Source organism: Streptomyces aurantiogriseus, assembly GCF_014649375.1.
GTDB classification, from domain to species: domain Bacteria; phylum Actinomycetota; class Actinomycetes; order Streptomycetales; family Streptomycetaceae; genus Streptomyces; species Streptomyces aurantiogriseus.
This window is the reverse complement of the sequence record NZ_BMSX01000013.1, coordinates 212,902-234,315: the sequence shown is the minus strand read 5'-3', so window position 1 is coordinate 234,315 and position 21,414 is coordinate 212,902. Positions and strand designations below refer to the sequence as shown.

At 72.3% G+C, this 21,414-nt stretch carries 20 protein-coding genes; 12 read left to right on the top strand and 8 right to left on the bottom strand.

Annotated elements, in window-relative coordinates:
* Positions 1–9 precede the first annotated feature (9 nt).
* Complete coding sequence (locus tag IE263_RS26815) at positions 10–654, bottom strand: PhzF family phenazine biosynthesis protein (RefSeq protein ID WP_189940346.1); 645 nt, start codon at positions 652–654, stop codon at positions 10–12.
* Positions 655–771: 117 nt separating this feature from the next.
* Between IE263_RS26815 and IE263_RS26810 the strand changes: the two genes are divergently transcribed.
* The 6 genes from IE263_RS26810 (at position 772) to IE263_RS26785 (ending at position 7,837) form a co-directional block, all read left to right on the top strand.
* A complete protein-coding gene (locus IE263_RS26810; RefSeq protein WP_189940345.1) occupies positions 772–1,878 on the top strand; it encodes a FecCD family ABC transporter permease in 1,107 nt (368 codons plus the stop codon).
* 683 nt (positions 1,879–2,561) lie between these two features.
* Positions 2,562–3,380 (top strand): heme ABC transporter ATP-binding protein, encoded by an 819-nt coding sequence (locus IE263_RS26805; protein ID WP_189940344.1) that lies wholly within the window; start codon positions 2,562–2,564, stop codon positions 3,378–3,380.
* A gap of 189 nt (positions 3,381–3,569) precedes the next feature.
* Positions 3,570–4,709 carry an iron uptake system protein EfeO gene (efeO, locus tag IE263_RS26800; RefSeq protein ID WP_189940343.1) on the top strand — a complete coding sequence of 380 codons (1,140 nt, stop codon included), beginning with the start codon at positions 3,570–3,572 and terminating at the stop codon, positions 4,707–4,709.
* 16 nt (positions 4,710–4,725) lie between these two features.
* Positions 4,726–5,988, top strand: a complete 1,263-nt coding sequence (gene efeB / locus IE263_RS26795) for an iron uptake transporter deferrochelatase/peroxidase subunit (protein ID WP_189940342.1) — start codon at positions 4,726–4,728, stop codon at positions 5,986–5,988.
* A gap of 3 nt (positions 5,989–5,991) precedes the next feature.
* Positions 5,992–6,876: an iron uptake transporter permease EfeU gene (gene efeU, locus IE263_RS26790; RefSeq protein ID WP_189940341.1), complete on the top strand. Its 885-nt coding sequence runs from the start codon at positions 5,992–5,994 to the stop codon at positions 6,874–6,876.
* Positions 6,824–7,837, top strand: a complete 1,014-nt coding sequence (locus IE263_RS26785; RefSeq protein WP_189940340.1) for an SCO2278 family lipoprotein — start codon at positions 6,824–6,826, stop codon at positions 7,835–7,837. The genes efeU and IE263_RS26785 overlap by 53 nt, the downstream gene beginning before the upstream one ends.
* Before the next feature lie 145 nt (positions 7,838–7,982).
* Here the strand turns inward: IE263_RS26785 and IE263_RS26780 are convergent, their stop codons facing one another.
* The 3 genes from IE263_RS26780 to IE263_RS26770 all read right to left on the bottom strand — a co-directional run bounded on the left by IE263_RS26780 (position 7,983) and on the right by IE263_RS26770 (position 11,454).
* Positions 7,983–8,720, bottom strand: a complete 738-nt coding sequence (locus tag IE263_RS26780; protein WP_189940339.1) for a bifunctional DNA primase/polymerase — start codon at positions 8,718–8,720, stop codon at positions 7,983–7,985.
* A 200-nt stretch (positions 8,721–8,920) separates the two neighbouring features.
* Complete coding sequence (locus tag IE263_RS26775) at positions 8,921–10,006, bottom strand: serine hydrolase domain-containing protein (protein ID WP_229911179.1); 1,086 nt, start codon at positions 10,004–10,006, stop codon at positions 8,921–8,923.
* 56 nt (positions 10,007–10,062) lie between these two features.
* The gene (locus IE263_RS26770) at positions 10,063–11,454 is read right to left on the bottom strand and encodes a multidrug effflux MFS transporter (protein ID WP_189940338.1); all 1,392 of its coding nucleotides are present in this window, start codon (positions 11,452–11,454) and stop codon (positions 10,063–10,065) included.
* Between the two features lie 81 nt (positions 11,455–11,535).
* Here IE263_RS26770 and IE263_RS26765 point away from each other — a divergent pair, with 81 nt between their 5' ends.
* The 3 genes from IE263_RS26765 to IE263_RS26755 all read left to right on the top strand — a co-directional run bounded on the left by IE263_RS26765 (position 11,536) and on the right by IE263_RS26755 (position 14,504).
* Positions 11,536–12,537 (top strand): Gfo/Idh/MocA family protein, encoded by a 1,002-nt coding sequence (locus IE263_RS26765; protein ID WP_189940337.1) that lies wholly within the window; start codon positions 11,536–11,538, stop codon positions 12,535–12,537.
* Between the two features lie 91 nt (positions 12,538–12,628).
* Complete coding sequence (locus tag IE263_RS26760) at positions 12,629–13,255, top strand: TetR/AcrR family transcriptional regulator (RefSeq protein WP_189940336.1); 627 nt, start codon at positions 12,629–12,631, stop codon at positions 13,253–13,255.
* Between the two features lie 274 nt (positions 13,256–13,529).
* Complete coding sequence (locus IE263_RS26755; protein ID WP_189940335.1) at positions 13,530–14,504, top strand: small ribosomal subunit Rsm22 family protein; 975 nt, start codon at positions 13,530–13,532, stop codon at positions 14,502–14,504.
* A gap of 41 nt (positions 14,505–14,545) precedes the next feature.
* Here the strand turns inward: IE263_RS26755 and IE263_RS26750 are convergent, their stop codons facing one another.
* A complete protein-coding gene (locus IE263_RS26750) occupies positions 14,546–16,186 on the bottom strand; it encodes an alkaline phosphatase D family protein (protein ID WP_189940334.1) in 1,641 nt (546 codons plus the stop codon).
* 157 nt (positions 16,187–16,343) lie between these two features.
* On the opposite strand from IE263_RS26750, the gene IE263_RS26745 reads away from it, so the two are divergent.
* Complete coding sequence (locus tag IE263_RS26745; RefSeq protein ID WP_189940333.1) at positions 16,344–17,114, top strand: SDR family oxidoreductase; 771 nt, start codon at positions 16,344–16,346, stop codon at positions 17,112–17,114.
* A gap of 293 nt (positions 17,115–17,407) precedes the next feature.
* On the opposite strand, the gene IE263_RS26740 is transcribed toward IE263_RS26745, so the two are convergent.
* Both IE263_RS26740 and IE263_RS26735 read right to left on the bottom strand, forming a co-directional pair.
* Entirely contained in the window at positions 17,408–18,430 is a 1,023-nt protein-coding gene (locus IE263_RS26740; protein WP_189940332.1) for an aldo/keto reductase, read from the bottom strand.
* Between the two features lie 64 nt (positions 18,431–18,494).
* Positions 18,495–18,821 (bottom strand): nuclear transport factor 2-like protein, encoded by a 327-nt coding sequence (locus IE263_RS26735; protein WP_189940331.1) that lies wholly within the window; start codon positions 18,819–18,821, stop codon positions 18,495–18,497.
* A 172-nt stretch (positions 18,822–18,993) separates the two neighbouring features.
* Here IE263_RS26735 and IE263_RS26730 point away from each other — a divergent pair, with 172 nt between their 5' ends.
* Positions 18,994–19,539: a DoxX family protein gene (locus tag IE263_RS26730; RefSeq protein WP_189940330.1), complete on the top strand. Its 546-nt coding sequence runs from the start codon at positions 18,994–18,996 to the stop codon at positions 19,537–19,539.
* 310 nt (positions 19,540–19,849) lie between these two features.
* Complete coding sequence (locus IE263_RS26725; protein ID WP_189940421.1) at positions 19,850–20,152, top strand: MazG-like family protein; 303 nt, start codon at positions 19,850–19,852, stop codon at positions 20,150–20,152.
* A gap of 15 nt (positions 20,153–20,167) precedes the next feature.
* Here the strand turns inward: IE263_RS26725 and IE263_RS26720 are convergent, their stop codons facing one another.
* On the bottom strand, positions 20,168–21,364 hold the full coding sequence (locus tag IE263_RS26720; protein ID WP_229911178.1) for an esterase-like activity of phytase family protein: 1,197 nt from the start codon (positions 21,362–21,364) through the stop codon (positions 20,168–20,170).
* Positions 21,365–21,414 lie beyond the last annotated feature (50 nt).

Here is a 21,414-nt window from a genome sequence, read left to right as displayed (position 1 = left end):
GCCGGGAAGTCAGCGCTCGAGAAACACCCTTCCGCCCACCTCCACCCATCCACCCGGCTGCGGGGCCGTGAGGATCTGGGAGCCCGCGCCCTGCGTGATGTTGAGGGCCCGGCCCAGCCGGTCCGTGAGGAGGAGCGCCGCCGCGCCCGTCGCCTCGTCCTCCTCGATGCCGTCGTCACGGCCGGGGAAGGCCCGTGCGCGGATCCGGCCGGCCGGTTCGTCCTCCCAGGCCCAGGCGTAGACCCACTCGCCGGGCGGCGGCACGGGCAGGTCGTCGACCTCGGCGGCGGTGGCGTACTGGCGGAGGGTGCGCGGCGGGGCCCACTCCGCCCGGGCCTCGATCCAGCTGAACTCGCCGTCCAGGCGGGCGCCCACGACCCCGGCGGGCGTGACGAGTTCGGGCACGTCGAGCAGCCAGGCCGTGCCCACGCAGGGGTGGCCGGCGAAGGGCAGGCGCAGGGTGGGGGTGTAGATGTCGATGATCCCGCGCTCGGGGTCGTCGACGAACACGGTCTCGCTGAAGCCGAGCTTCGCCGCGAGTTCCTGCCGGTCGCTCCGCTCGGGCACGCGTGAGCCGTCGCGGACGACGCCCAGTTCGTTGCCGTATCCGCCGTTGGGCGCGCAGAAGACACGGAGCACGTCGTAATCAGTCACCGGGGAATTGAAACATCGTGCGGGCGGGGGCGTGGTCGTGGGCACCCGCCGTCCCCCCAGGCTGGGTCGCCCGCTGGACGGTAGCGACTAAAGGTAAGGCTAACCTAAGCTTCCCGCATGACCGTCCTGGACAAGTCCGCCGAGGCCGCCCAGTCTGTTGAGCCCCCCGCCGCCTCCGCAGTCGGCCGACGCCACAAAGGCGGCGCCGCCTGGCTGCTGATGGTGGGTCTGATCCTGGGGCTCCTCGTCCTAATACCGGTCGCCGCCGGGCTCGGTGCGTATCCGGTGCCTGTCGGGGACGTGCTGTCCTCCGTGCAGCACCGGATCGGGCTCGGGGGCGCGGAGTTGGACCGGGTCGCCGAGTCGGTGCTGTGGAACGTGCGGTTCCCGCGCATCGTGCTCGCGCTGCTCGTCGGCGCCTCGCTGGGCTGCGCGGGGGCGCTGATGCAGGGCGTGTTCGGCAATCCCCTGGCCGAGCCGGGTGTCATCGGCATCTCCTCGGGCGCGGCGGTCGGCGCCGTCTCCGCGATCGCGTTCGGCGTCGACTTCCTCGGCACCTGGACGGTCTCGGCGTTCGCGTTCGCCGCCGGGCTCGGCACGGTCCTGCTGGTGTACGTGATGTCGCGCTCCGGCGGCCGTACGGAGGTGGTGACGCTGATCCTCACCGGGATCGCCGTGAACGCCTTCGCGGGGGCGCTGATCGGGCTCTGTCTGTTCTTCGCGGACACGGCGGCGATCCAGCAGATCACCTTCTGGCAGCTCGGCTCGCTCTCCCAGGCGACCTGGCCGAAGGTGCTCGCGGTGCTGCCGTGCGCGGCGATCGGGCTCGCGCTGGCACCGCTGTACTCCCGCCGCCTGGACCTGCTGGCGCTCGGCGAACGGCCGGCGAGGCATCTGGGCGTGGACGTGGAGCGGCTGCGGATCGTGCTGATCCTCGTCATCGCGCTGCTGACCGCGGCGGCGGTGAGCGTGTCGGGGATCATCGGCTTCGTCGGCCTGGTCGTCCCGCACCTGCTGCGGATGGTGGCGGGTCCCGGGCACCGCTTCCTGGTCCCGGGCAGCGCGCTGCTCGGCGCACTGGTGCTGCTCGCGGCCGACCTGGCGTCCCGCACGATCGCCGTCCCGGCGGAACTCCCCCTCGGCGTCCTCACCGCCCTCCTGGGCAGCCCGTTCTTCTTCTGGCTGCTGCGCAGGACGCGGCGGAAGCAGGGGGGTTGGGCGTGAGTGCTTGCCCACCCACCCGCCCGACTCGGTCAGTTGAGAGATCACACACCCGGGGCTCCGCCCCGGACCCCGGCGGGGGCTCCGCCAGCCCGATCTTCTTCTGGCTGCTGCGCAGACCCCGGCGGAAGCAGGGTGGTTCGGCGTGAGCGCTTGCCCACCCACCCGCCCGACTCGGTCAGTTGAGAGATCACACACCCGGGGCTCCGCCCCGGACCCCGGCGGGGGCTCCGCCCCCTGCGCCCCCGGTGGCGGCTGCTCCTGGCGCCCCGGGGCGGGCAGCAGGCGCACTCGGCGGTGCGCGCCATGCGGGGTGGCTGTGGCGGTGCGCGCGCGGAGTGCGGTGCCTGCGCGGACTGCGGTGCGTCGTACGGAGTGCGGTGCCTCGTACGGACTGCGGTGCCCGCGCGGAGTGCGGTGCCCCCGCGGACTGCGGTGCGTCGCGGAGTGCGGTGCGTCGCGGAGTGCTGTGCGCGTGAGGAGTGCTGTGGCTGTGCGCGTGCGGGGCGTCTGGGCTGGTCGTGTCGCGTGGCGGAGCCGCATATCGATACAGCCTCGCGCCCCTCGGGGCGGGGCTCCGCCCCGGCCCTCGTTCACCCACCGGTCCCGCCCGCCCCTCCCGCCGTAGCGGCGCCCGGAGTTCCGGGCTCTCCCGCCCCCTCGCCCCTCTCCCAAGGAACCCGCGTATGAGACTCCTCCGTGCCCGTCCGACACCCCCCGGCCCCGCCGCCCCCGGCGACCTCCTCGCCGAGGCCGACGGCCTCCACGTACGCCTCGGTACCCGTGAGGTCCTCCGGGGGGTGGACGTGGAGGTCCGGGCCGGTGAGGTCCTCGCCCTGGTCGGTCCCAACGGGGCGGCGAAGTCGACCCTGTTGGGTGCTCTCGCTGCCGATCTGCCGCCCGCCGCGGGGGTCGTACGCATCCACGGCCGCCCGGCGACGCAGTGGACGGCGCCCGAACTGGCGCTGCGGCGGGCGGTGTTGCCGCAGGCGGCGACGCTGTCCTTCCCGTTCGCCGTGGAGGACGTGGTCCGTATGGGACGGGCGCCGCACGCCTCCTCCCCCGCCGAGGACGACCTGGCGGTGGCCGAGGCGATGGCCGCGACCGAGGTGACCGGCTTCGCCGCGCGCCCGTTCTCCGCGCTCAGCGGCGGTGAGCGGGCCCGGGTCGCGCTCGCCCGGGTCCTCGCCCAGCGCACCCCGCTGCTGCTGCTCGACGAGCCGACCGCCGCACTGGATCTGAAACACCAGGAGTTGGTGCTGCGGCTGTGCCGGGATCGGGCGGCCGCGGGCGACGCGGTGGTCGTCGTCCTGCACGACCTGGGGCTCGCGGCGGCCTACGCACACCGGGTCGCGATCCTGCGGGCGGGACGGGTCGCGGCGGACGGACCGCCCGACGAGGTCTTCAACGAGCGGCTGTTGACGGAGGTGTACGACCAACCGGTCGAGGTGCTGCCGCATCCGCGCACGGGGGCGATTCTCGTAAACCCGAAGCGGAACCTTTGAATCTCCTTTGACTGATTATTGACGCCCGATTTGGGCGATCGTAATCACCTCGCGCTCTTACAGCGTCTATGAGAGCTGAATCACGGCACGACCCGGTATCGCGCAGGTAAGCCTTGGATAAGTTAGGCAAGCCTCACCGATTCGTGTGAGCCCTGTCACGTGATTTTTCAGCCACGCTGGGAGCCCTCAATGCCCGCCGCCAGACTCTCCGTCGTCACCGCCGTCGCCACCGCGGCGGCCCTGACCGCCGTCACGGGCTGCACCGAGAAGAGCGACGCCGCCGAAGGCGACCGCGTGATCAACGTGACCGCCACGGACGACAAGTGCGAGACCTCCACGAAGGAGATCGCCGCCGGTCACCTCGAACTCGCCATCGAGAACAAGGGTTCCAAGGTCACCGAGGTCTACATCCTCTTCCCGGACGACCGGGTGGTGACCGAGCGCGAGAACATCGGCCCGGGCACCAAGCAGCGGGTCACCGCCGAGGTGAAGGCCGGCGACTACCAGATCGCCTGCAAGCCCGGCATGAAGGGCGACGGCATCCGCCAGGACCTCAAGGTCACCGGCGGGTCCGTCGCCCAGCGCGACCCGCGCCTGGACAAGGCCGTGGCCGCCTACCGGGCGTACGCGCAGACCCAGGCCGACGAGACGCTGCCCAAGGTCAAGACCTTCGTGGCGGCCGTCAAGGCCGGTGACCTGGAGGCCGCGAAGAAGGCGTACGCGCCCTCCCGCATCGGCTGGGAGCGCACCGAGCCGGTAGCCGAGTCCTTCGGTGACATCGACCCGAAGGTCGACGTCCGCGAGGACGGCCTGGAGGCCGGGCAGGAGTTCACCGGCTGGCACCGGCTGGAGAAGGCCCTCTGGCAGGACAAGAAGATCGGCGCGGCGGAGAAGACCGTCGCCGATCAGCTGGTCACCGATCTGACGGACTGGCAGAAGCGGGTCGGCAAGGCCGAGATCACCCCGACCTCGATGGCCAACGGCGCCAAGGAACTGCTCGACGAGGTCGCCACCGGCAAGGTCACCGGCGAGGAGGAGCGCTACTCGCACACCGACCTGGTCGACTTCAAGGCCAACGTCGAGGGCGCGCAGGAGTCGTACGAGCTGCTCAAGCCGGTCGCCAAGGAGAACGACCCGGCGCTGGTCACCGAGCTGGACAAGCAGTTCGCCGCGCTCGACGCCCTGTTGGACAAGTACCGCGCGGACAAGACCTCGTACGACTTCACCTCGTACGACAAGGTGGGCGCGGCCCAGCGCAAGGAGCTGTCGGACGCGGTGAACGCGCTCGCGGAGCCGCTGTCGAAGCTCGCCGCCGCCGTCGCGAAGTAACCGGGAGGGCAAGGACATGACGGACGTGACGAACTCGGACGGCACCTCGGGCACTCCCACCCGGCGTGCGCTGATCGGCTGGGGCGGTGCGGGGCTCGCGCTCGGGGCCGCCGCGGCCGGCGGCGCGGTCGCGATGGCCCGGACCGGGGACGGCATGGAGCCGGCCGGCGCCGAGGCGGGCGCCGCCGTCGCCTTCCACGGCGCGCACCAGGCGGGCATCGCCACGCCTGTCCAGGACCGGCTGCACTTCGCCGCGTTCGACGTGAAGACCGCCGACCGCGCCGAGTTCGTCCAGCTGCTGAAGGACTGGACGGAGGCGGCCCGGCGGATGACGGCCGGGAAGGCGGTCGGCGAGGGCGCCTACGGCGGTCTGGCCGAGGCGCCGCCGGACGACACCGGGGAGGCACTGGGTCTCAAGCCGTCCCGGCTCACGCTGACGGTCGGCTTCGGACCGTCCCTGTTCACCAGGTTCGGCCTCGCGGACGAGCGCCCCGAGGCGCTGGTGGACCTGCCGAAGTTCGCCGGCGACAACCTCGACGCGAGCCGCAGCGGCGGCGACCTGTGTGTGCAGGCGTGCGCGGACGACCCGCAGGTCGCGGTGCACGCGATCCGCAACCTCGCCCGGATCGGCATGGGCAAGGTCGTCATCCGCTGGTCGCAGCTCGGCTTCGGCAAGACCTCGTCGACGACGCCCGAGGCGCAGACCCCGCGCAACCTGATGGGCTTCAAGGACGGCACCCGCAACATCGCGGGCACGGAGACGGACCGGCTGGAGAAGTTCGTCTGGGTCGGGCAGAAGGACGGTCCCGCCTGGATGGTGGGCGGCTCCTACCTCGTCGCGCGCCGCATCCGCATGCACATCGAGACCTGGGACCGTACCTCCCTGCAGGAGCAGGAGGACATCTTCGGCCGCGACAAGGGCGAGGGCGCGCCCGTCGGCAAGGCGAAGGAGCGCGACGAGCCGTTCCTGAAGGCGATGCTGCCCGACGCGCACGTGCGGCTCGCGCACCCCGACTCCAACCACGGGGCGACGATCCTGCGTCGCGGCTACTCCTTCACCGACGGCACCGACGGCCTCGGCCGCCTGGACGCGGGCCTGTTCTTCCTCGCCTACCAGCGGGACGTGCGCGAGGGGTTCATCCCGGTCCAGCGGAACCTGGCGACCGACGCGCTCAACGAGTACATCCAGCACGTGGGTTCGGCGGTCTTCGCGGTCCCGCCCGGCGTCCGGGACGCGGACGACTGGTGGGGCCGGACGCTGTTCTCCAAGGAGGCGTAGCCCGTGTTCTCCAACTACCTGATCGGTCTGCGCGAGGGGCTGGAGGCCAGCCTCGTCGTCTGCATCCTCATCGCCTACCTGGTGAAGACGGAGCGCCGGGACGCGCTGAAGCCGGTGTGGACCGGCATCGCCGTGGCCGTGCTCCTCGCGCTGGGCTTCGGCTCCGCCCTCGAGTTCGGCTCCCAGGAGCTGACGTTCCAGGCGCAGGAGGCGCTCGGCGGCTCCCTGTCGATCCTGGCGGTGGTCCTGGTGACCTGGATGGTGTTCTGGATGCGGCGCACCGCCCGGCACCTGAAGTCGGAGCTGCACGGCAAACTGGACGCCGCCCTCGCCATGGGCACGGGCGCGCTGGTCGCCACCGCCTTCCTCGCCGTCGGCCGGGAGGGCCTGGAGACGGCCCTGTTCGTGTGGGCGTCGGTGCACGCGGCCGGTGACGGCACCCCGCGCCCGCTGATCGGCGTGGCCCTCGGCCTGGCCACGGCGGTCCTCCTGGGCTGGCTGTTCTACCGCGGCGCCCTGAGGATCAACCTGGCGAAGTTCTTCACCTGGACGGGCGGCATGCTGGTCGTCGTCGCCGCGGGTGTGCTGGCGTACGGCTTCCACGACCTCCAGGAGGCCGACTGGCTGCCGGGCCTGACCGACAAGGCCTTCGACATCAGCGGCACGATCCCCCCGGACAGCTGGTACGGCACCCTGCTGAAGGGCGTGTTCAACTTCCAGCCCGATCCGACCGTCCTCCAGGTCACGGTGTGGCTGCTGTACCTGGTCCCGACACTCGCGCTGTTCCTCGCCCCGGTAGGGTTCGCCTCCGGGAAGGGGAAGGTGAAGGCACCTGATGACCAGGGAACGCAGCCTGACGACCGGCCGTCCACGGCTCCGCGGGCTTGACCGGAACGCACTCATAGCGGCCTCGCTCACCGTCGTCTCGCTGACGGCGAGCGGATGCGTGGTGGTCCACGGCGAGCGCGAGGTGCTCCCCGCGGCCACGCAGTCCGAAGCCGCCAAGGCCGTCCAGCAGTTCACGACCGCGTACAACAAGGCGGACGCGGCGTACGACAGTTCCCTGGACGCCGAGCACACCACGGGGGCGCTCGGCGCCATCGACGCGGCCCGGCTGAAGGCGGGGCGCGTCAACCACCCGGACGGCAACCCGCAGCACACTCCGCTGGTGTTGACGGACGTGAAGTACACGATCCCGAAGAAGGCGGGCTGGCCGCGCTGGTTCGTCGCCGACGCCCAAGCCAACAAGGGCGGCGACGCGCGCTGGCTGCTGGTGTTCACCCGGGACGCCCTGTCGGACCCGTGGGAGGCGGCGTACCTGACGCTGGTCGCGCCGGGCGCGCTGCCGGAGTTCACCAAGGACAAGGACGGCTGGGCCGAGGCCGTACCGGCCGACTCCGCCGAACTGGTCCGCGCCCCCGAGGACTTGAGCAAGGACTACGCGACCTACCTCCAGAACGGCGGGGGCACCTTCGCGGACGGCGCGTACACCAGCGAGCTGCGCTCCACACGGGCGAAGAACTCCAGCAAGCCGGGCCTGGCCACGCAGTACATCGACGAACCGCTGACGAACGGCGACTTCGCACCACTGGCGCTGCGCACGGCGGACGGCGGGGCGCTGGTCTTCTTCACCACGCACCACTACGTGAAGCAGACGGCCGCGGCGGGGGCGTCGGTGCCGACGCCGAACGAGAACGTGCGGGCGTTGACGACCGGCGAGATCGCGCGGTCGCTGACCATGGAGTTCGTGGCGAACGAGGTGGCCCTCGCGCCGGCGAAGGGGTCTGCCGACGGCAAGATGTCGTTGCTCAGTCGACTTGAAGGGTTGACGGCGGCGAAGGGCGAGTAAAGCGCCTCGGCGTCTGCCGGGTTGTTGTCGTATGGCGGCTGCGGGCTCGTTGTGGCTGGTCGCGCCCACGCGGCGGAGCCGCATATCGATACAGCCCCGCGCCCCTGCGGGGGCGCTGCCCTGCCGGCGTCGGCGGAACACCCCGTCAGTGGCGGAGGGGCCACCCTGCGCCGGCCTGGTCCGTTTCCTGGCCCGCGTGGCGGGCGCAGGCGTCGGTGAGGGCCTCGAGGAGAGTCAGCGGGTCGGGCAGTGGGTGCTCGGGGCCGCGGAGCCAGTGGACCGTCCGGCCGTCGTCGCCGGGGAGGCGGGCGGGCGGGACGAGGACGTAGGAGCCGCGGCAGTGCCAGCGCAGGCCGGGGTGCTCGTCCATGGTCTCGGGGTGGCAGTCCAGCTCGCAGGGCCACCACTCGTCCTCGTCCTCGGGGGTGCCGCGGGTGAGGGTGAAGAAGAACATGCGGCCGTCGTCGCTGACGGCGACCGGGCCGACGTCGACGCCGGAGCCCAGCAACTGGTCCAGTGCCTCCTGGCCCGCCTCCAGCGGCACGTCCAGGACGTCGTGCACCATGCCGGTCGCGGTGATGAAGTTGGCCTGCGGCTGATGGCGGGCCCACCGCTCGATCTGGGCGTGGTCGGTGGTGGACTGGGTCTGCCAGGCGAAGGAGACCGGATGCCGGGCGGGGGTCGGGCAGCCGACCCGGTCGCAGGAGCACCGGTAGCCGGGGGCGGGGTGCGCGGCGGGCGCGAGCGGCAGTCCCGCTCCGGCGGCGGCGAGCAGCAGGGCCTCACGGCCGCCGTCGTCGGCGGCCTCCTTCGGGCGGCGTCCCCGCAGCCACTGGGAGATTTTGCCCTGCCGGCCGGTGCGGCCGCCGAACTCCGCGCTCATCTATCCCCTCGCCTCGCTGTGGTGCGGACAGCATGCCCTATGGTCCCACCATCCTGCGCATCGGGGGTCCGGTGCACCCAATCGGGGCAGGTGGGGCGAGGGGTACGGAATGGCGCCCCTCGTCCTCCCCCGTCGGACGGGCTGGATGTCCTGGCACCTGCCTGCGAGGCGCCGGATCAGCCGGATTCACCCGCCCCCGCCTACAGCCCACCCGACGGACTGGGAATCACCGCCCTCGCCACCCGGGTCCCCGCCCGCGCCCGCGGCCCGTTCTCCGCGGGGCGTCTTCTCGGATGCACCGTGTTCGCCAGCAGCACGAGAAAGGTGTCCGTCGCCGGGTCCACCACCAGCGACGTTCCCGTGAAGCCCGTGTGTCCCGCCGCGCCCCTCCCCGCCAGCTCGCCCATGAACCACGGCTGGTCCACGGCGAAGCCCAGGCCGGGTGGGGTCAGGAGGAGTTCCACGAAGTCGGGACCGAGGATGCGGGCGGGGCCGTAGGAGCCGCCCGCCAGCAGGGTGCGGCAGAAGACCGCCAGGTCGCGGCCTGTGGAGAACAGGCCCGCGTGGCCGGCGACGCCGCCCAGTGCCCAGGCGTTCTCGTCGTGGACCACGCCTCGCAGCATGCCGCGGTCGGCCTTGGCCCAGGGTCTGCGCTGGTCCTCGGTGGCTGCCGCGCCGGGGCAGGGGCCGAAGTCGGTCGAGGTCATGCCGAGCGGGCGGGTGATGCCGTCGTGGACGAGGACGTCGAGGGCGCGGCCGGTCAACCGCTCCAGGAGCTGCTGGAGCAGCAGCATGTTCAGGTCCGAGTACACGTACGTGCCGGGCTCGCCCGTCGGGGCCTCGGCGCGGAGCAGGTCGAGGCGTTCGGTGTCGTCCTTGCAGTCGTAGAGGGGCAGCTCGGGGCGCAGGCCGGAGGTGTGGGTGAGGAGCCGGCGGACGGTGATGTCATGGGCGGCGGCCGCGCGGAAGTCGGGGAGGTAGGCGCCCACCCGCGCGTCGATGCCCAGGGTGCCGCGCTCGATCTGCTGGACCGCCGCCACCGCCGTGAAGAGCTTGGTGAGGGAGGCCAGGTCGAAAGGGGTGTCGACGGTCATGGGGACGCGGGCGGCGGGCGGCGCTTCCACGCCCGCGTCGGTCTCCGGGTCGTAGCGCGCGTACCGGAACGCCCAGCCCGCGGCCTCCTGCACGGCGATCACCGGGCCGCGGCCGGCGACCACGACGGTGCCGGCCGCCCAGGGGCGGTCGCCGGTGGTGAGGTCGTGGACCTCGCCGACGAGGTGACGCATCTCCTCGGGGTCGAGCCCGGCACGTTCCGGGGTGTCGACGCGCAGTCTCGGTGCGCTCAGCTGTCCTCTCCCACTCTCGACATCGCTCGAGCGGGGGGATTCCCGTCCTCCGCCTCCACGTTCGTCCAAGGACGGCACATTCCCACGAAGCAGGCCGACGCCACCAGCGCCGCCGCCAGTTGGACGACGGCCATCGGGACGGCGGTGTCCTCGCCGGCGATCCCGACGAGCGGGGAGGCGACCGCGCCGATGAGGAAGGAGGAGGTACCGAGGAGGGCGGAGGCGGAGCCGGCGGAGTGGCGGACACGCATCAGGGCGAGCGTCTGGGCGTTGGGCAGGGTGACGCCCATCGCGGACATCAGGACGAAGAGGGCCGCCGCCACGGGGGCCAGGCCGACCTCGCCGAACACTCCCGTCGCCATCAGCAGCAGGGCGGTCGCGGCGAGGACGACCACCGTGAGCCCCACCGCCAGCACGCGCTCCAGGCGCACCCGGCCCACCAGCACCTTGCCGTTGATCTGGCCGACCACCACCAGCCCGACCGAGTTCAGGCCGAACAGGAGGCTGAAGGTCTGCGGGGAGGCGCCGTAGATCTCCTGGATGACGAAGGGCGAGGCCGAGATGTACGCGAACAGGGCGGCGAAGGCGAAGCCGCCCGTCAGCAGGTATCCGGCGAAGGGGAGGTCGGCGAGCAGGCCACGCATGGAGCGCAGGGCCTCGCCCACGCCGCCCGAGTGGCGTTCGGACGGGGGGAGGGTTTCCGGGAGCTTCGTCGCCACCAGCGCGGAGAGCACGACGCCGACCACCGTGAGCACCACGAACACGCCCCGCCAGTCCGTCACGCGGAGGATCTGGCCACCGATGAGCGGCGCCACCACCGGAGCCACGCCCGAGATCAGCATCAGGGTGGAGAAGAAGCGGGCCATCGCCACGCCGTCGTACAGGTCGCGCACCACCGCCCGCGCGATGACGATGCCGGCCGCGCCCGCGAGGCCCTGCGCCAGCCGGAAGGCGACCAGCAGCTCGACGGTGGGGGCCAGCGCGCACAGGGCCGTCGCCAGGATGTACACGGCCAGTCCGGTGAGCAGCGGGCGCCTGCGGCCCCAGCGGTCACTCATCGGGCCGACCACCAGCTGGCCCACGGCCATGCCGGCCAGGCAGGCGGTCAGCGTGAGCTGGACGGTCGCGGCGGGGGCGTGCAGGTGGCGGGTGACCTCGGGGAGCGCCGGGAGGTACATGTCCATCGCCAGCGGGGGCGTGGCGGTCAGGCCGCCCAGGACCAGGGTGACGAGCAGGCTCGTACGGCGCTGCGCACACTGCGGCTGTCCCGACTGTCCTGGATGTTCCGGATGTCCCGACTGTCCTGGCTGACCGGCCTGTGCCGGCTGTTCTGTCTTCGTATCGGCTGTCTGCGACACGCCCGGTATCGGCGCCCCACCCTCGGGCATGTGGCCCCTCCCTCTCCGGCATCTGCGCCACCTATGCTCTCAGCTCGAACACACTGCTGGGACGGCATGAGGGCGGGCGGGATGACGACGGACAGCGTGCGATGGGGAATCCTGGCGACCGGCGGGATCGCCGCCGCCTTCACGGCGGACCTGATCGACCTGCCGGAAGCGGAGGTCGTGGCGGTCGCCTCACGCACCGAGACCTCGGCGAACGCCTTCGCCGAACGGTTCGGCATCCCCCGGGCGTACGGCGACTGGGAGGCGCTCGCACAGGACGAGGACATCGATGTCGTCTACGTCGCCACCCCGCACTCCGCCCACCGGACCGCCACCGCCCTGTGTCTGAAGGCCGGGCGGAACGTGCTGTGCGAGAAGCCGTTCACGCTGAACCTCCGCGAGGCCGAGGAACTGGTCGCGCTGGCCCGGGACAACGGGCGCTTCCTGATGGAAGCCATGTGGATGTACTGCAACCCGCTGATCCGCCGGCTCAAGGCCCTCGTCGACGACGGCGCGATCGGTGACGTGCGGACCGTGCAGGCCGACTTCGGGCTCGAAGGGCCCTTCCCGCCCTCGCACCGGCTGCGCGACCCCGCCCAGGGCGGCGGCGCCCTGCTCGACCTCGGCGTCTACCCCGTCTCCTTCGCCCAGCTGCTGCTCGGCGAACCCTCGGGCATCTCCGCGCAGTCCGTCCTCTCCGCCGAGGGCGTCGACCTCCAGACGGCGCTCGCGCTCTCCTGGGACTCCGGCGCGCTCGCCGCCCTGCACTGCTCCCTCGTCGGCGGTACGGGCGTCTCCGCGTCGGTCACCGGCTCGCGCGGCCGTATCGACATCCCGTCGGGCTTCTTCCACCCCGACCGGCTCGTCCTGCACCGCGCCGGCCGCGACCCCGAGGAGTTCGCCGCCGATCCGGCCGACGGGCCCCGTACCACCTTCCGGCACGAGGCCCGCGAGGTCATGCGCGCGATCCGGGCCGGCGAGACCGAGTCCCCGCTCGTCCCGCTCGACGGCACCCTCGCCGTGATGCGGACGCTGGACGCGGTCCGGGAGCGGATCGGGGTGCGGTATCCGGGAGAGGCCGCGTAGGCCTTTTTCCAGGGCGTGCCCTCAGGGTCGTGGGCGCTTTGCCGAGGCTGCGGCGAGACGCCCCGTCTCACCGCCTTGGTACCGTCGACCCATGGTCACCCAGTCCGGAAAGCCGGTCCCCGACGCCGCCCGCCGCAGCGAGAAGTCCCGGCGCGCCATCTACGAGGCCGCCCTCGCCCTCGTCGCGGAGGCCGGCTACCCGAAAACCACGATCGAGGGCATCGCCGCCCGTGCCGGCGTCGGCAAGCAGACCATCTACCGCTGGTGGGGCTCGAAGGCCGACGTCCTGCTGGAGGCCTTCCTCGACCTCTCCGAGCAGGCGGCCGAGGCCGCCGGGCAGGTGCCGTACGCCATCCCGGACACGGGCGACCTCGCCGCCGACCTCAAGGCCGTCCTGCGCGCCACTGTCGACGAACTCCTCGACCCCCGCTTCGAGGCCCCCTCCCGTGCTCTGGCCGCCGAGGGCCTCGTCAACGAACAGCTCGCCCGCGAGTTCGTCGCCAAGCTCCTCGAACCCCAGCTCCAGCTCTACGTCGACCGGCTGCGCTCCGCCCAGGACGCCGGGGACGTCCGCGCCGACGTCGACCCGCGCATCGCCCTGGAACTCTTCGTCTCCCCGCTCGCCCAGCGCTGGCTCCAGCACACGGGCCCGATCTCGTACGAGTACACCGACACCGTCGTCGACTACGCCCTCCATGGCCTCGCGCCCCGCTCGTGACACATCCGTACCCCCACACCGCAAGGGGACGAGCTGCTCGACGGCGGTCAGGGGGTCTGGGGGCGGCAGCCCCAGGGGGGCGGCCACTTCTCGGCCGACCGAGTCGGGTGCTGGGGTGGGCACAGGGCCCGGGGGTCTGGGGGCGGAGCCCCCAGGGCGGCGGCCACTTCTCGGCCGACCGAGTCGGGTGGTGGGGTGGGCACAGGGCCCGGGGGTCTGGGGGCGGAGCCCCCAGCGAGGCCCGGACCAGCGCCGGCGCACTTAGAATCGGCGGGTGAACGACCCCGTATCCCCGGCGGAAGCCCTACGCAAGCTGCTCGACGGCCTGCCGCCCAGGCAAGCCGCACAGGCCGTGGACCGGCTCATCGCCAACTACCGGGGCGCCACCCCCACCGACGCCCCCATCCTCCGCGACCGCGCCGACGTGGCCGCGTACGCCGCGTACCGCATGCCGGCGACCTTCGAGGCGGTGCGCTCGGCGCTGGAGGCGTTCGCGGACGCCGTACCGGAGTGGACGCCCGGCAGCCATACCGACGTCGGCGGCGGGACGGGCGCGGCGACCTGGGCCGTCGCCGCCACCTGGGACGGCGAGCGCCCGGTGACCGTCCTGGACTGGGCGGAGCCCGCACTGGCCCTCGGCCAGGAGATCGCCGCGGCGAACCCCGCGCTGAAGGAGGCCCGCTGGCAGCGCGCCCGCATCGGCGCGAGCCTCACCCTCGACGACACCGACCTCGTCACCGTCTCCTACGTCCTCAACGAACTCCCCGCCCCCGACCGCGCCGCCCTCGTCGACGCCGCCGCCTCCGCCGCACAGGCCGTCGTGATCGTCGAGCCCGGCACCCCGGACGGCTACGCGAGGATCATCGAGGCCCGCGACCGCCTGATCGCGGCCGGCTTCCACATCGCCGCGCCCTGCCCGCACAGCGCCGCGTGCCCGATCGTGCCCGGCACGGACTGGTGCCACTTCTCGGCGCGGGTCAGCCGCTCCTCCCTGCACCGGCAGGTGAAGGGAGGCTCGCTCCCCTACGAGGACGAGAAGTTCAGCTATGTCGCCGCCGCCCGCTTCCCGGTCACCCCGGCCCCCTCCCGGGTGGTCCGGCGGCCGCAGATCCGCAAGGGCCAGGTGCTCCTCGACCTGTGCGAGGCCGAGGAGCGACTGGACCGGACGACGGTGACGAAGCGCCACGGCGACCTGTACAAGGCGGCCCGGGACGCCGACTGGGGCGACGCCTGGCCGCCGGCCACCTAGGGATCCGTCGGATCAGGAACAGGACAGGAACAGGACCAGGATCAGGCCGGCTTCAGCCCCGGCTCACCGGCCTCCGTCACGAAGGACGCGGCCGTGCTGATCGGCGCGCCGGGCGTGGTGACGTACGGCACCGTCTTGAAGTCGGCCCGGGCGAGGTCGCGCCCGAGCGAGACGGTGACGTAGCCGCGCCGCCCGTCGTAGAACTTGAGGTGCGGGTTGGCGGTCATGTAGGTGTTCCAGTTCGCGGGCTTCTCAGCGCCGTTGCGCCCGCTCGCGATGGACGTGGCCACGATCTCCGTGCCGAGCGTGCGCGACGCCGGGTCGTCGAAGTCGTCCTTGATGTCGAAGGCGTACCCGACGTGCACATCGCCGGTGAGGACCATCAGGTTGTCGACGCCGGCGGCCTTCGCGCCGTCGAGGACGCGACGGCGGGAGGCGCGGTAGCCGTCCCAGGCGTCCATCGACAGCTTCGCGACCGGGTTGAGGTCGAGCTTCCGCTGGGAGAAGGTGACCTGCTGCGGTACGACGTTCCACAGCGCCCGGGAGGCGCGCCAGCCGTCGAGGAGCCACCGCTCCTGCGTCTGACCGGTCATCGTGCGCGAAGGGTCGTCGATGTCCGGGCCGGGGAGCTGCGCGCCGTCGCCGTAAGCCTGGTTGGAGCGGTACTGGCGGGTGTCGAGGACGTCGAACTGCGCGAGGCTGCCCCAGTGCAGGCGGCGGTACAGCCGCATGTCGGGGCCCTCGGGGAGCTGGGGGCGGCGCAGCGGCTGGTTCTCCCAGTAGGCGCGGTAGGCGGAGGCGCGGCGCAGCAGGAACTCCTCCGGCGGGACGTTGTTCTCGGGGATGTCGTCGGCGTAGTTGTTCTCGGTCTCGTGGTCGTCCCAGGTGACGACGAAGGGGTGTGCGGCGTGCGCGGCCATCAGGTCGGGGTCGGACTTGTAGAGGGCGTAGCGCAGGCGGTAGTCCTCCAGGGTCACCGTCTCGCGGTTGAAGAGGTCGGGGAGGGTGCGGTCGGTGTAGTTGCGGTTGTTACCGACGGAGTTGATGGCGTACTCGTACAGGTAGTCCCCGAGGTGGAAGACGACGTCGACGTCGTCCTGGGCGAGGTGGCCGTACGGGGTGTAGTAGCCGTCGGCGTACGCCTGGCAGGAGACCGCGGCGAGGGTGAGTTCCGCGGCCCGGGCCCGGGTGGCGGGCGCGGTGCGGGTGCGGCCGGTCGGGCTGATCCAACTGCCCACGCGGAAGCGGTAGTAGAAGACGCGGTCGGGGTCGAGGTGGGGGACCTCGACGTGGACGGTGTGGTGGAACTCGGGGTGGGCGGTGACGGTGCCGCGTCTGGCGACGCGTCGGAAGTTCTCGTCACGGGCCAACTCCCAGCGCACGGGGACGCGTTCCGCGGGCAGGCCGCCGTCGGGCTGGTACGGGGCGGGGGCGAGGCGCGTCCACAGGAGCACGGAGCCGGGCAGCGGGTCGCCGGAGGCGACGCCGAGGGTGAAGGGGTTGTCGGTGATCCGCGCGGGGTCGAGTTCGGCGGCGGCCGCGGTGCCGGCCGCCGGCAGGTTGACCGCGAAGGCGAGCGCGGCGGCCGCGCCGGTGACGGTGAGGAAGCGGCGGCGTCCGATGTGCCGTGCGGCCGCGCGGAGTTCGGGGGCGTGCTGGGACTGGTGTGCTGCGGGTGTCATTCCGGTCCTCCCCTGGGGATGGGTGCAGGAGGCATTGGAGTGGCCGGGGACGACCCTGGAACGACCTGAGGTTGGCGCGTACACAACAGCTGGATGGCGGACGAACGTGTTCCGCATCGCGGGGCCCGCACGCTGCTGCCCCGTACGCTGCGACCCCATGAATGCCAAGCACACTTCCGAGCAGGCGAGGATCGCCGTGGTCACCGGCGCCGGTTCCGGCATCGGCCGCGCGGTGGCCGTGGAACTGCTGCGCGCGGGCTGGTCGGTGGCCCTGGCCGGCCGCCGCACCGAACCCCTGGAGGAGACGGCCGCCCTCGTGCCCGAGGCCGCGCGTCTCGCCGTACGGACGGATGTCTCACGCCCGGACGACGTGGCGGCCCTCTTCGCCGCCGTGCGCGACCGGTTCGGGCGGGTGGACCTGCTGTTCAACAACGCGGGCACGTTCGGGCCGGGTGGCGTGCCCGTCGAGGACCTGCCCTACGACGCCTGGCGGCACGTGGTGGACACCAACCTCAACGGGGCGTTCCTGTGCGCGCAGGCGGCGTACCGGCAGATGAAGGAGCAGGCCCCGCAGGGCGGCCGGATCATCAACAACGGCTCGATCTCCGCGCACACCCCCCGCCCGCACTCCGTCGCCTACACGGCGACCAAGCACGCCCTCACCGGCCTCACCAAGTCGTTGTCGCTGGACGGGCGGGCGTACGGCATCGCGGTCGGGCAGATCGACATCGGCAACGCGGCGACCGACATGACGGCGCGGATGCGGACGGGCGCACTGCAGGCCAACGGTGAGATCGCGCCGGAGCCGGTGATGGACGTCGCCGACGTGGCGCGCACGGTGCGGCACATGGCGGAACTGCCGCTGGAGGCGAACGTGCAGTTCGCGACGGTGCTGGCGACGGCGATGCCGTACGTGGGGCGTGGCTGAACGGTCAACCTACACAAACGGAATGTAATCTTCCGCTCCATCACCGCCGGTCGGGGGCTTATGCTCGTCTCGCCTCCACACAAGCTTCACAGTTGGAACACGGGGCTTCCGCAGACCGCACCGAGGGGGGAGGACGGCAGCCGTTCCACGGCACCGGATGGGGGTGGACCTCGCGTGGGACCGCGAGGTGCGCACCGGACCGTGGAACGGCTGCCGTACAGCACACAGAGACTCGGTGCCCGGCAGGAACAGTCGCCTGAACAGGCGCAGGCGGCGGGGGCGGTGCCCGCCGCTCACCGGCCGAGTATCCGGTCCACCTCGGCCAACTGCCCCGCGGTGAGCGGACCTTTCCCGATCGCGCCCGCGTTCTCCTCGGCCTGCGCGACCGAACGGAACCCGGGAATCGGCACGGTCCGCGGACTGCGCGCCCACAGCCAGGCGAGCGCGCCCTGGGCGAGCGTACGGCCGCCGCTGGTGAGGACGTCCCTGAGGGCGTCGACCCGGCCGAGCCACTCCGGGTCGGCCCCGGACCCGTCGGCGAACCCCTTCAGCCAGGCCGGCGGACGGCTGCGGATGTCACCGGCCTCCAGGGGCTGCCGGGCCCGGCGCTTCCCGGCCAGCAACCCCATGGCCAGCGGACTGCGGTTGATGCTCGCGAGGTTCAGCTCGTCGCACAGCGCGAGCATCTCGGGCGCGTCCTGCAGCACGTTGATCGCATGCTGGACACCCGCACAGTGCTCCCCCTCGGCGAACACGGCGGCACGGGCGGGGTCGTCGGTGCTCCAGGCGTAGGCGCGGACGAGCCCCTCCCGTACGAACTCCTCGCACAGGTCGCGCAGTTCGGCCGCGCGCTCGGGGTGGGCGTCGGAGAGGTGCAGCTGATACAGGTCGATGTGATCGGTGCCCAGCCGGGCGAGGGACGCGGTGAGGGCGGTGCGCGCGTACTCGGTGGAGGCATCCTGCCCGTACAGCGTCCGGGTGCGCTCGTCGAAGAGGTTGCCCCACTTGGTGGCGACGACGACCTCGTCCCGCCGCTTGCCGAGGGCCCGCCCGAGGACACGCTCGCTGTGTCCGGTGCCGTAGACATCGGCGGTGTCGAAGAAGGTGACGCCCAGGTCGAGAGCGCGGTGGATCGCCCGTACGGACTCCTCGTCGTCGACCTTGCCCCAGCCGAGCGGCTGTCCGTCGGGGTCCTGCCACTCCCCGCCGATGGCCCAGCAGCCGAAGCCGAGCGGGCTGACGCTCAGGCCGCTGCGCCCCAAGGCCCTGGGAGCGGTCCCCGTGATGGTGTCGGTGGTCCTGTCGGTGGTCTCCATGCCCGTGCACGCTAGGAGTTGAAGCGCACACGAAGGCAAGGGCTGGACCGGCCTTTACCGGCCGCTACGCCTGCCCGGTCTCGAAGCGCGAGATCCGCCCGTCGTCCTCGACCACGAACTGCCACTTGGTGCGCATCTCGCCCCAGGTGTCGTTGCTGTAGCGGGCGAGCAGGACGCGGCCGCCGTTCGACTCGTTGTCGACCTCCATGTGGCCGTGGGAGGAGAAGATCTCCCGGTCGATCCACTCGGCGAGGTCACGGTCGGAGCCGTCGTCCGCCATGGTCGCGTCGGGCGTGAGGAGGCTCAGGAAGGCCTCCCGGTCATGGGCGTTGACGGCGGAGACGAAGGCCCGGACGGCCGGGTCGCTGAGTTTGGCTGGCTGAATCGTCATGCCAGTCAGCGTCACACCGCTCCCCCGAGCCCGCCACCCGATCCCGGGGCCTGCGCCACCCGATCCCCGGGGCCCGCCACCCGAACGGCGCCCAGGACAGGCCCGCCGGGTGTGAGGGGTGCGACGGTGGAAACGCGTGGGGGTGTTCCTGCAGTCTGCTCAGGGAGTCACCGTGACCTGTTTCGACCGACGTGATCTGGGGCTGCTGCTGCTTCGGCTGGGCACCGGAGGAGTGCTGGTGGCACACGGCACGCAGAAACTGTTCGGCTGGTTCGGCGGCCACGGTCTGGAGGGGACCGGCCAGTTCATGGAGTCCGTCGGCTACGAGCCCGGCAAGGCGAGCGCGACGGCGGCCGGCCTGGCGGAGGCCGGCGGCGGCACGCTGCTGGCGCTGGGCCTGGCCACCCCGGCGGCGGGCGCGGCGGCGGCCGGCGCGATGGCGGGCGCGTCCGCGGTGCACGTCCCCAACGGCTTCTTCGCACAGAGCGGCGGCTACGAGTACGCCGCCTCCCTCGGCCTGACCGGCGCGGCCCTCGCCGTCGCCGGCCCCGGCCGCCTCTCCCTGGACCACGCCCTCGGCCACACGGTCAACCGGGGCTGGATGGTCCCGGCGGCCCTGAGCGCGACGGCGGCGGCCACCGCGGTGATCGTCGGCCTGCGCAACAAGCGGCTGCGCCGGAGGGAGGAGGGGGAGCAGGAGGCGCTGTTCGAGGAGTAGCGCGGCGTGGGGCTTGGCGGCGGCTTGGGGTTGTTGTTCGAGAAGGGGCCACCGTGGGCGCCTGGCGTCGGCTTGACGCTGTTCGAGCAGGGGCCGCCGCGGGCAGGCTGCGCCCATGAGCTACAGCGACCGGGCCACACGGGCCGCCCTGCCCGTCTCTGAACCTGCGGAACCCGCTGAAGTTGCCGGACCCCCTGAACCCGCTGAACCCCCTGAACCCGCTGAGCCCGCTACATCTGCTGCATCTGCTGCATCTGCTGAACCAGCTGAGCCTGTTGAACCCGCCGCCCCCGCCGACCTCTGGCAGACCATCGACGCCCTGTGGGCCTGGCTCGACGCCGATCAGCCGATCGCCGGCCGGGAGGCCCTCCTGCTGCGCGTGCTGAAACTGTCGGAGGAGGTCGGCGAGGTGGCCCAGGCGGTGATCGGCGTGACCGGCCAGAACCCCCGCAAGGGCACCAGCCACACCTGGGAGGACGTGGAGTCCGAGCTGTGCGACGTCGTGATCACGGCGCTGGTGGCGCTGCGGACGCTGACGCCGGGGGCGCCGGAGGTGTTCGCGCGCCATCTGGCCCGGGTGGCGGGGCGGTCGCTGGGCACGACCGCCCCGTGACACCCGGGCGTGTGATCAGCGCAGCGCCCGCTGGTCCGCGTGCAGCGGGGCGGAGAGCCGGACGGTGATGAACTCGTTGTCGTCCGGCTTGCCCGGCGTGCGGCCGCTGGAGAAGGGGAAGTTGTTGTCGTTCAGGACCGCGACCGTCCGGTCGTCGAGGAGGGCGAGGTCCTCGATGGTCTGGAACGGGAAGCGGAAGGTCGTACCGAAGCCACCCAGCCCCTTCGGGTTGGCGAGATCCAGCAGATCAGCCACGAGGGTCTTGTCGACGAGGCCGTCGTCGTCGCGGTCGCGGGTGTCGACGAGGTAGATCCGCTTGAACTTGGCGGTGTCGCCCTGCCCGCCGTCGCGCTCGACGACGAGGAAGCGGTGCCGGTCGACGGCGATGGCGTCGCCGATGGCGTTCGAGGTGGACTCGAGGCGGTAGACGAACCGCTTGCCGGTGTAGCGGCCCTTGCACAGGTCGAACTCGCTGAAGCGCAGGTCGCCGGGGGTGTCACCGGTGACGGTGCCCTCCGTGAGCGGGTAGAGGTGGCGTCCGTCGACACCGCGCACGAGGCCCTCGAAGCCCTTGCTGCTACCGAGGGTGGGCTGGGCGCCGTTCAGGTAGGGGTTCTCGGGCGCCTGCACGCCGGCCAGCGGGACGGGGGCCTGGAGCAGCCGCCCGGTGGCGGAGAAGTGCAGCAGGAACGGGCCGAACTCGTCGCCCATCCAGTACGTCCCGTCCGCCACCCGCACGATCGACTCGACGTCGAAGTCGGCGCCGGTGAGCTTCCGGTCGGCGCGGGTCAGCGCGAACGGCACCTTGTGGTCGGGGTCGCTGAGGTTGAACCCGCCCAGCACGGTGACCTTGCCGGTGCGGGTGTCGGGCTTGACGCGGTGCACGCGCAGCAGGAAGTCGGCGCTGTTGGCCTTGTTGCCGTAGCCGTTGTCGGACAGCACGTCGTAGGTGCCGTCGTGCCGGTTGACGACGCCGCTGAAGCCCTGGACGGGCTGGTGGGCGAAGGGCGCGGTGACCCCGTTGAACGGCCCCGCCCCGATCGCGGACCCGGACGGCTCGCTGCCCGGCACGAAGGTGGTGGCCGGCAGCGCCGCGAAGCCGGTCAGCGTGGCCTGCCCGAACCCGGCGGGCGCCCGGTCGGCCACCGCAGGCGTGGCGGCGAGGCCGAGGGTCAGCGCCGCGGCGGTGACCATGATCGAGATTCTTCTCATGGCGCGCACGGTAGGGACACGGGGTGACGGGGGGTCGAACTGCGGGCGAC

Bases quoted from the DNA above. Each gene is read 5' to 3' on its own strand.
- IE263_RS26810 (WP_189940345.1), top strand. From the start codon at position 772: ATGACCGTCCTGGACAAGTCCGCCGAGGCCGCCCAGTCTGTTGAGCCC.
- IE263_RS26720 (WP_229911178.1), bottom strand. From the start codon at position 21,364: ATGAGAAGAATCTCGATCATGGTCACCGCCGCGGCGCTGACCCTCGGC.
- efeB (WP_189940342.1), top strand. From the start codon at position 4,726: ATGACGGACGTGACGAACTCGGACGGCACCTCGGGCACTCCCACCCGG.
- IE263_RS26780 (WP_189940339.1), bottom strand. From the start codon at position 8,720: ATGAGCGCGGAGTTCGGCGGCCGCACCGGCCGGCAGGGCAAAATCTCC.
- IE263_RS26805 (WP_189940344.1), top strand. From the start codon at position 2,562: ATGAGACTCCTCCGTGCCCGTCCGACACCCCCCGGCCCCGCCGCCCCC.
- IE263_RS26740 (WP_189940332.1), bottom strand. From the start codon at position 18,430: ATGGAGACCACCGACAGGACCACCGACACCATCACGGGGACCGCTCCC.
- IE263_RS26765 (WP_189940337.1), top strand. From the start codon at position 11,536: ATGACGACGGACAGCGTGCGATGGGGAATCCTGGCGACCGGCGGGATC.
- IE263_RS26735 (WP_189940331.1), bottom strand. From the start codon at position 18,821: ATGACGATTCAGCCAGCCAAACTCAGCGACCCGGCCGTCCGGGCCTTC.
- efeO (WP_189940343.1), top strand. From the start codon at position 3,570: ATGCCCGCCGCCAGACTCTCCGTCGTCACCGCCGTCGCCACCGCGGCG.
- IE263_RS26785 (WP_189940340.1), top strand. From the start codon at position 6,824: ATGACCAGGGAACGCAGCCTGACGACCGGCCGTCCACGGCTCCGCGGG.
- IE263_RS26775 (WP_229911179.1), bottom strand. From the start codon at position 10,006: ATGCGTCACCTCGTCGGCGAGGTCCACGACCTCACCACCGGCGACCGC.
- IE263_RS26745 (WP_189940333.1), top strand. From the start codon at position 16,344: ATGAATGCCAAGCACACTTCCGAGCAGGCGAGGATCGCCGTGGTCACC.
- IE263_RS26770 (WP_189940338.1), bottom strand. From the start codon at position 11,454: ATGCCCGAGGGTGGGGCGCCGATACCGGGCGTGTCGCAGACAGCCGAT.
- IE263_RS26760 (WP_189940336.1), top strand. From the start codon at position 12,629: ATGGTCACCCAGTCCGGAAAGCCGGTCCCCGACGCCGCCCGCCGCAGC.
- IE263_RS26750 (WP_189940334.1), bottom strand. From the start codon at position 16,186: ATGACACCCGCAGCACACCAGTCCCAGCACGCCCCCGAACTCCGCGCG.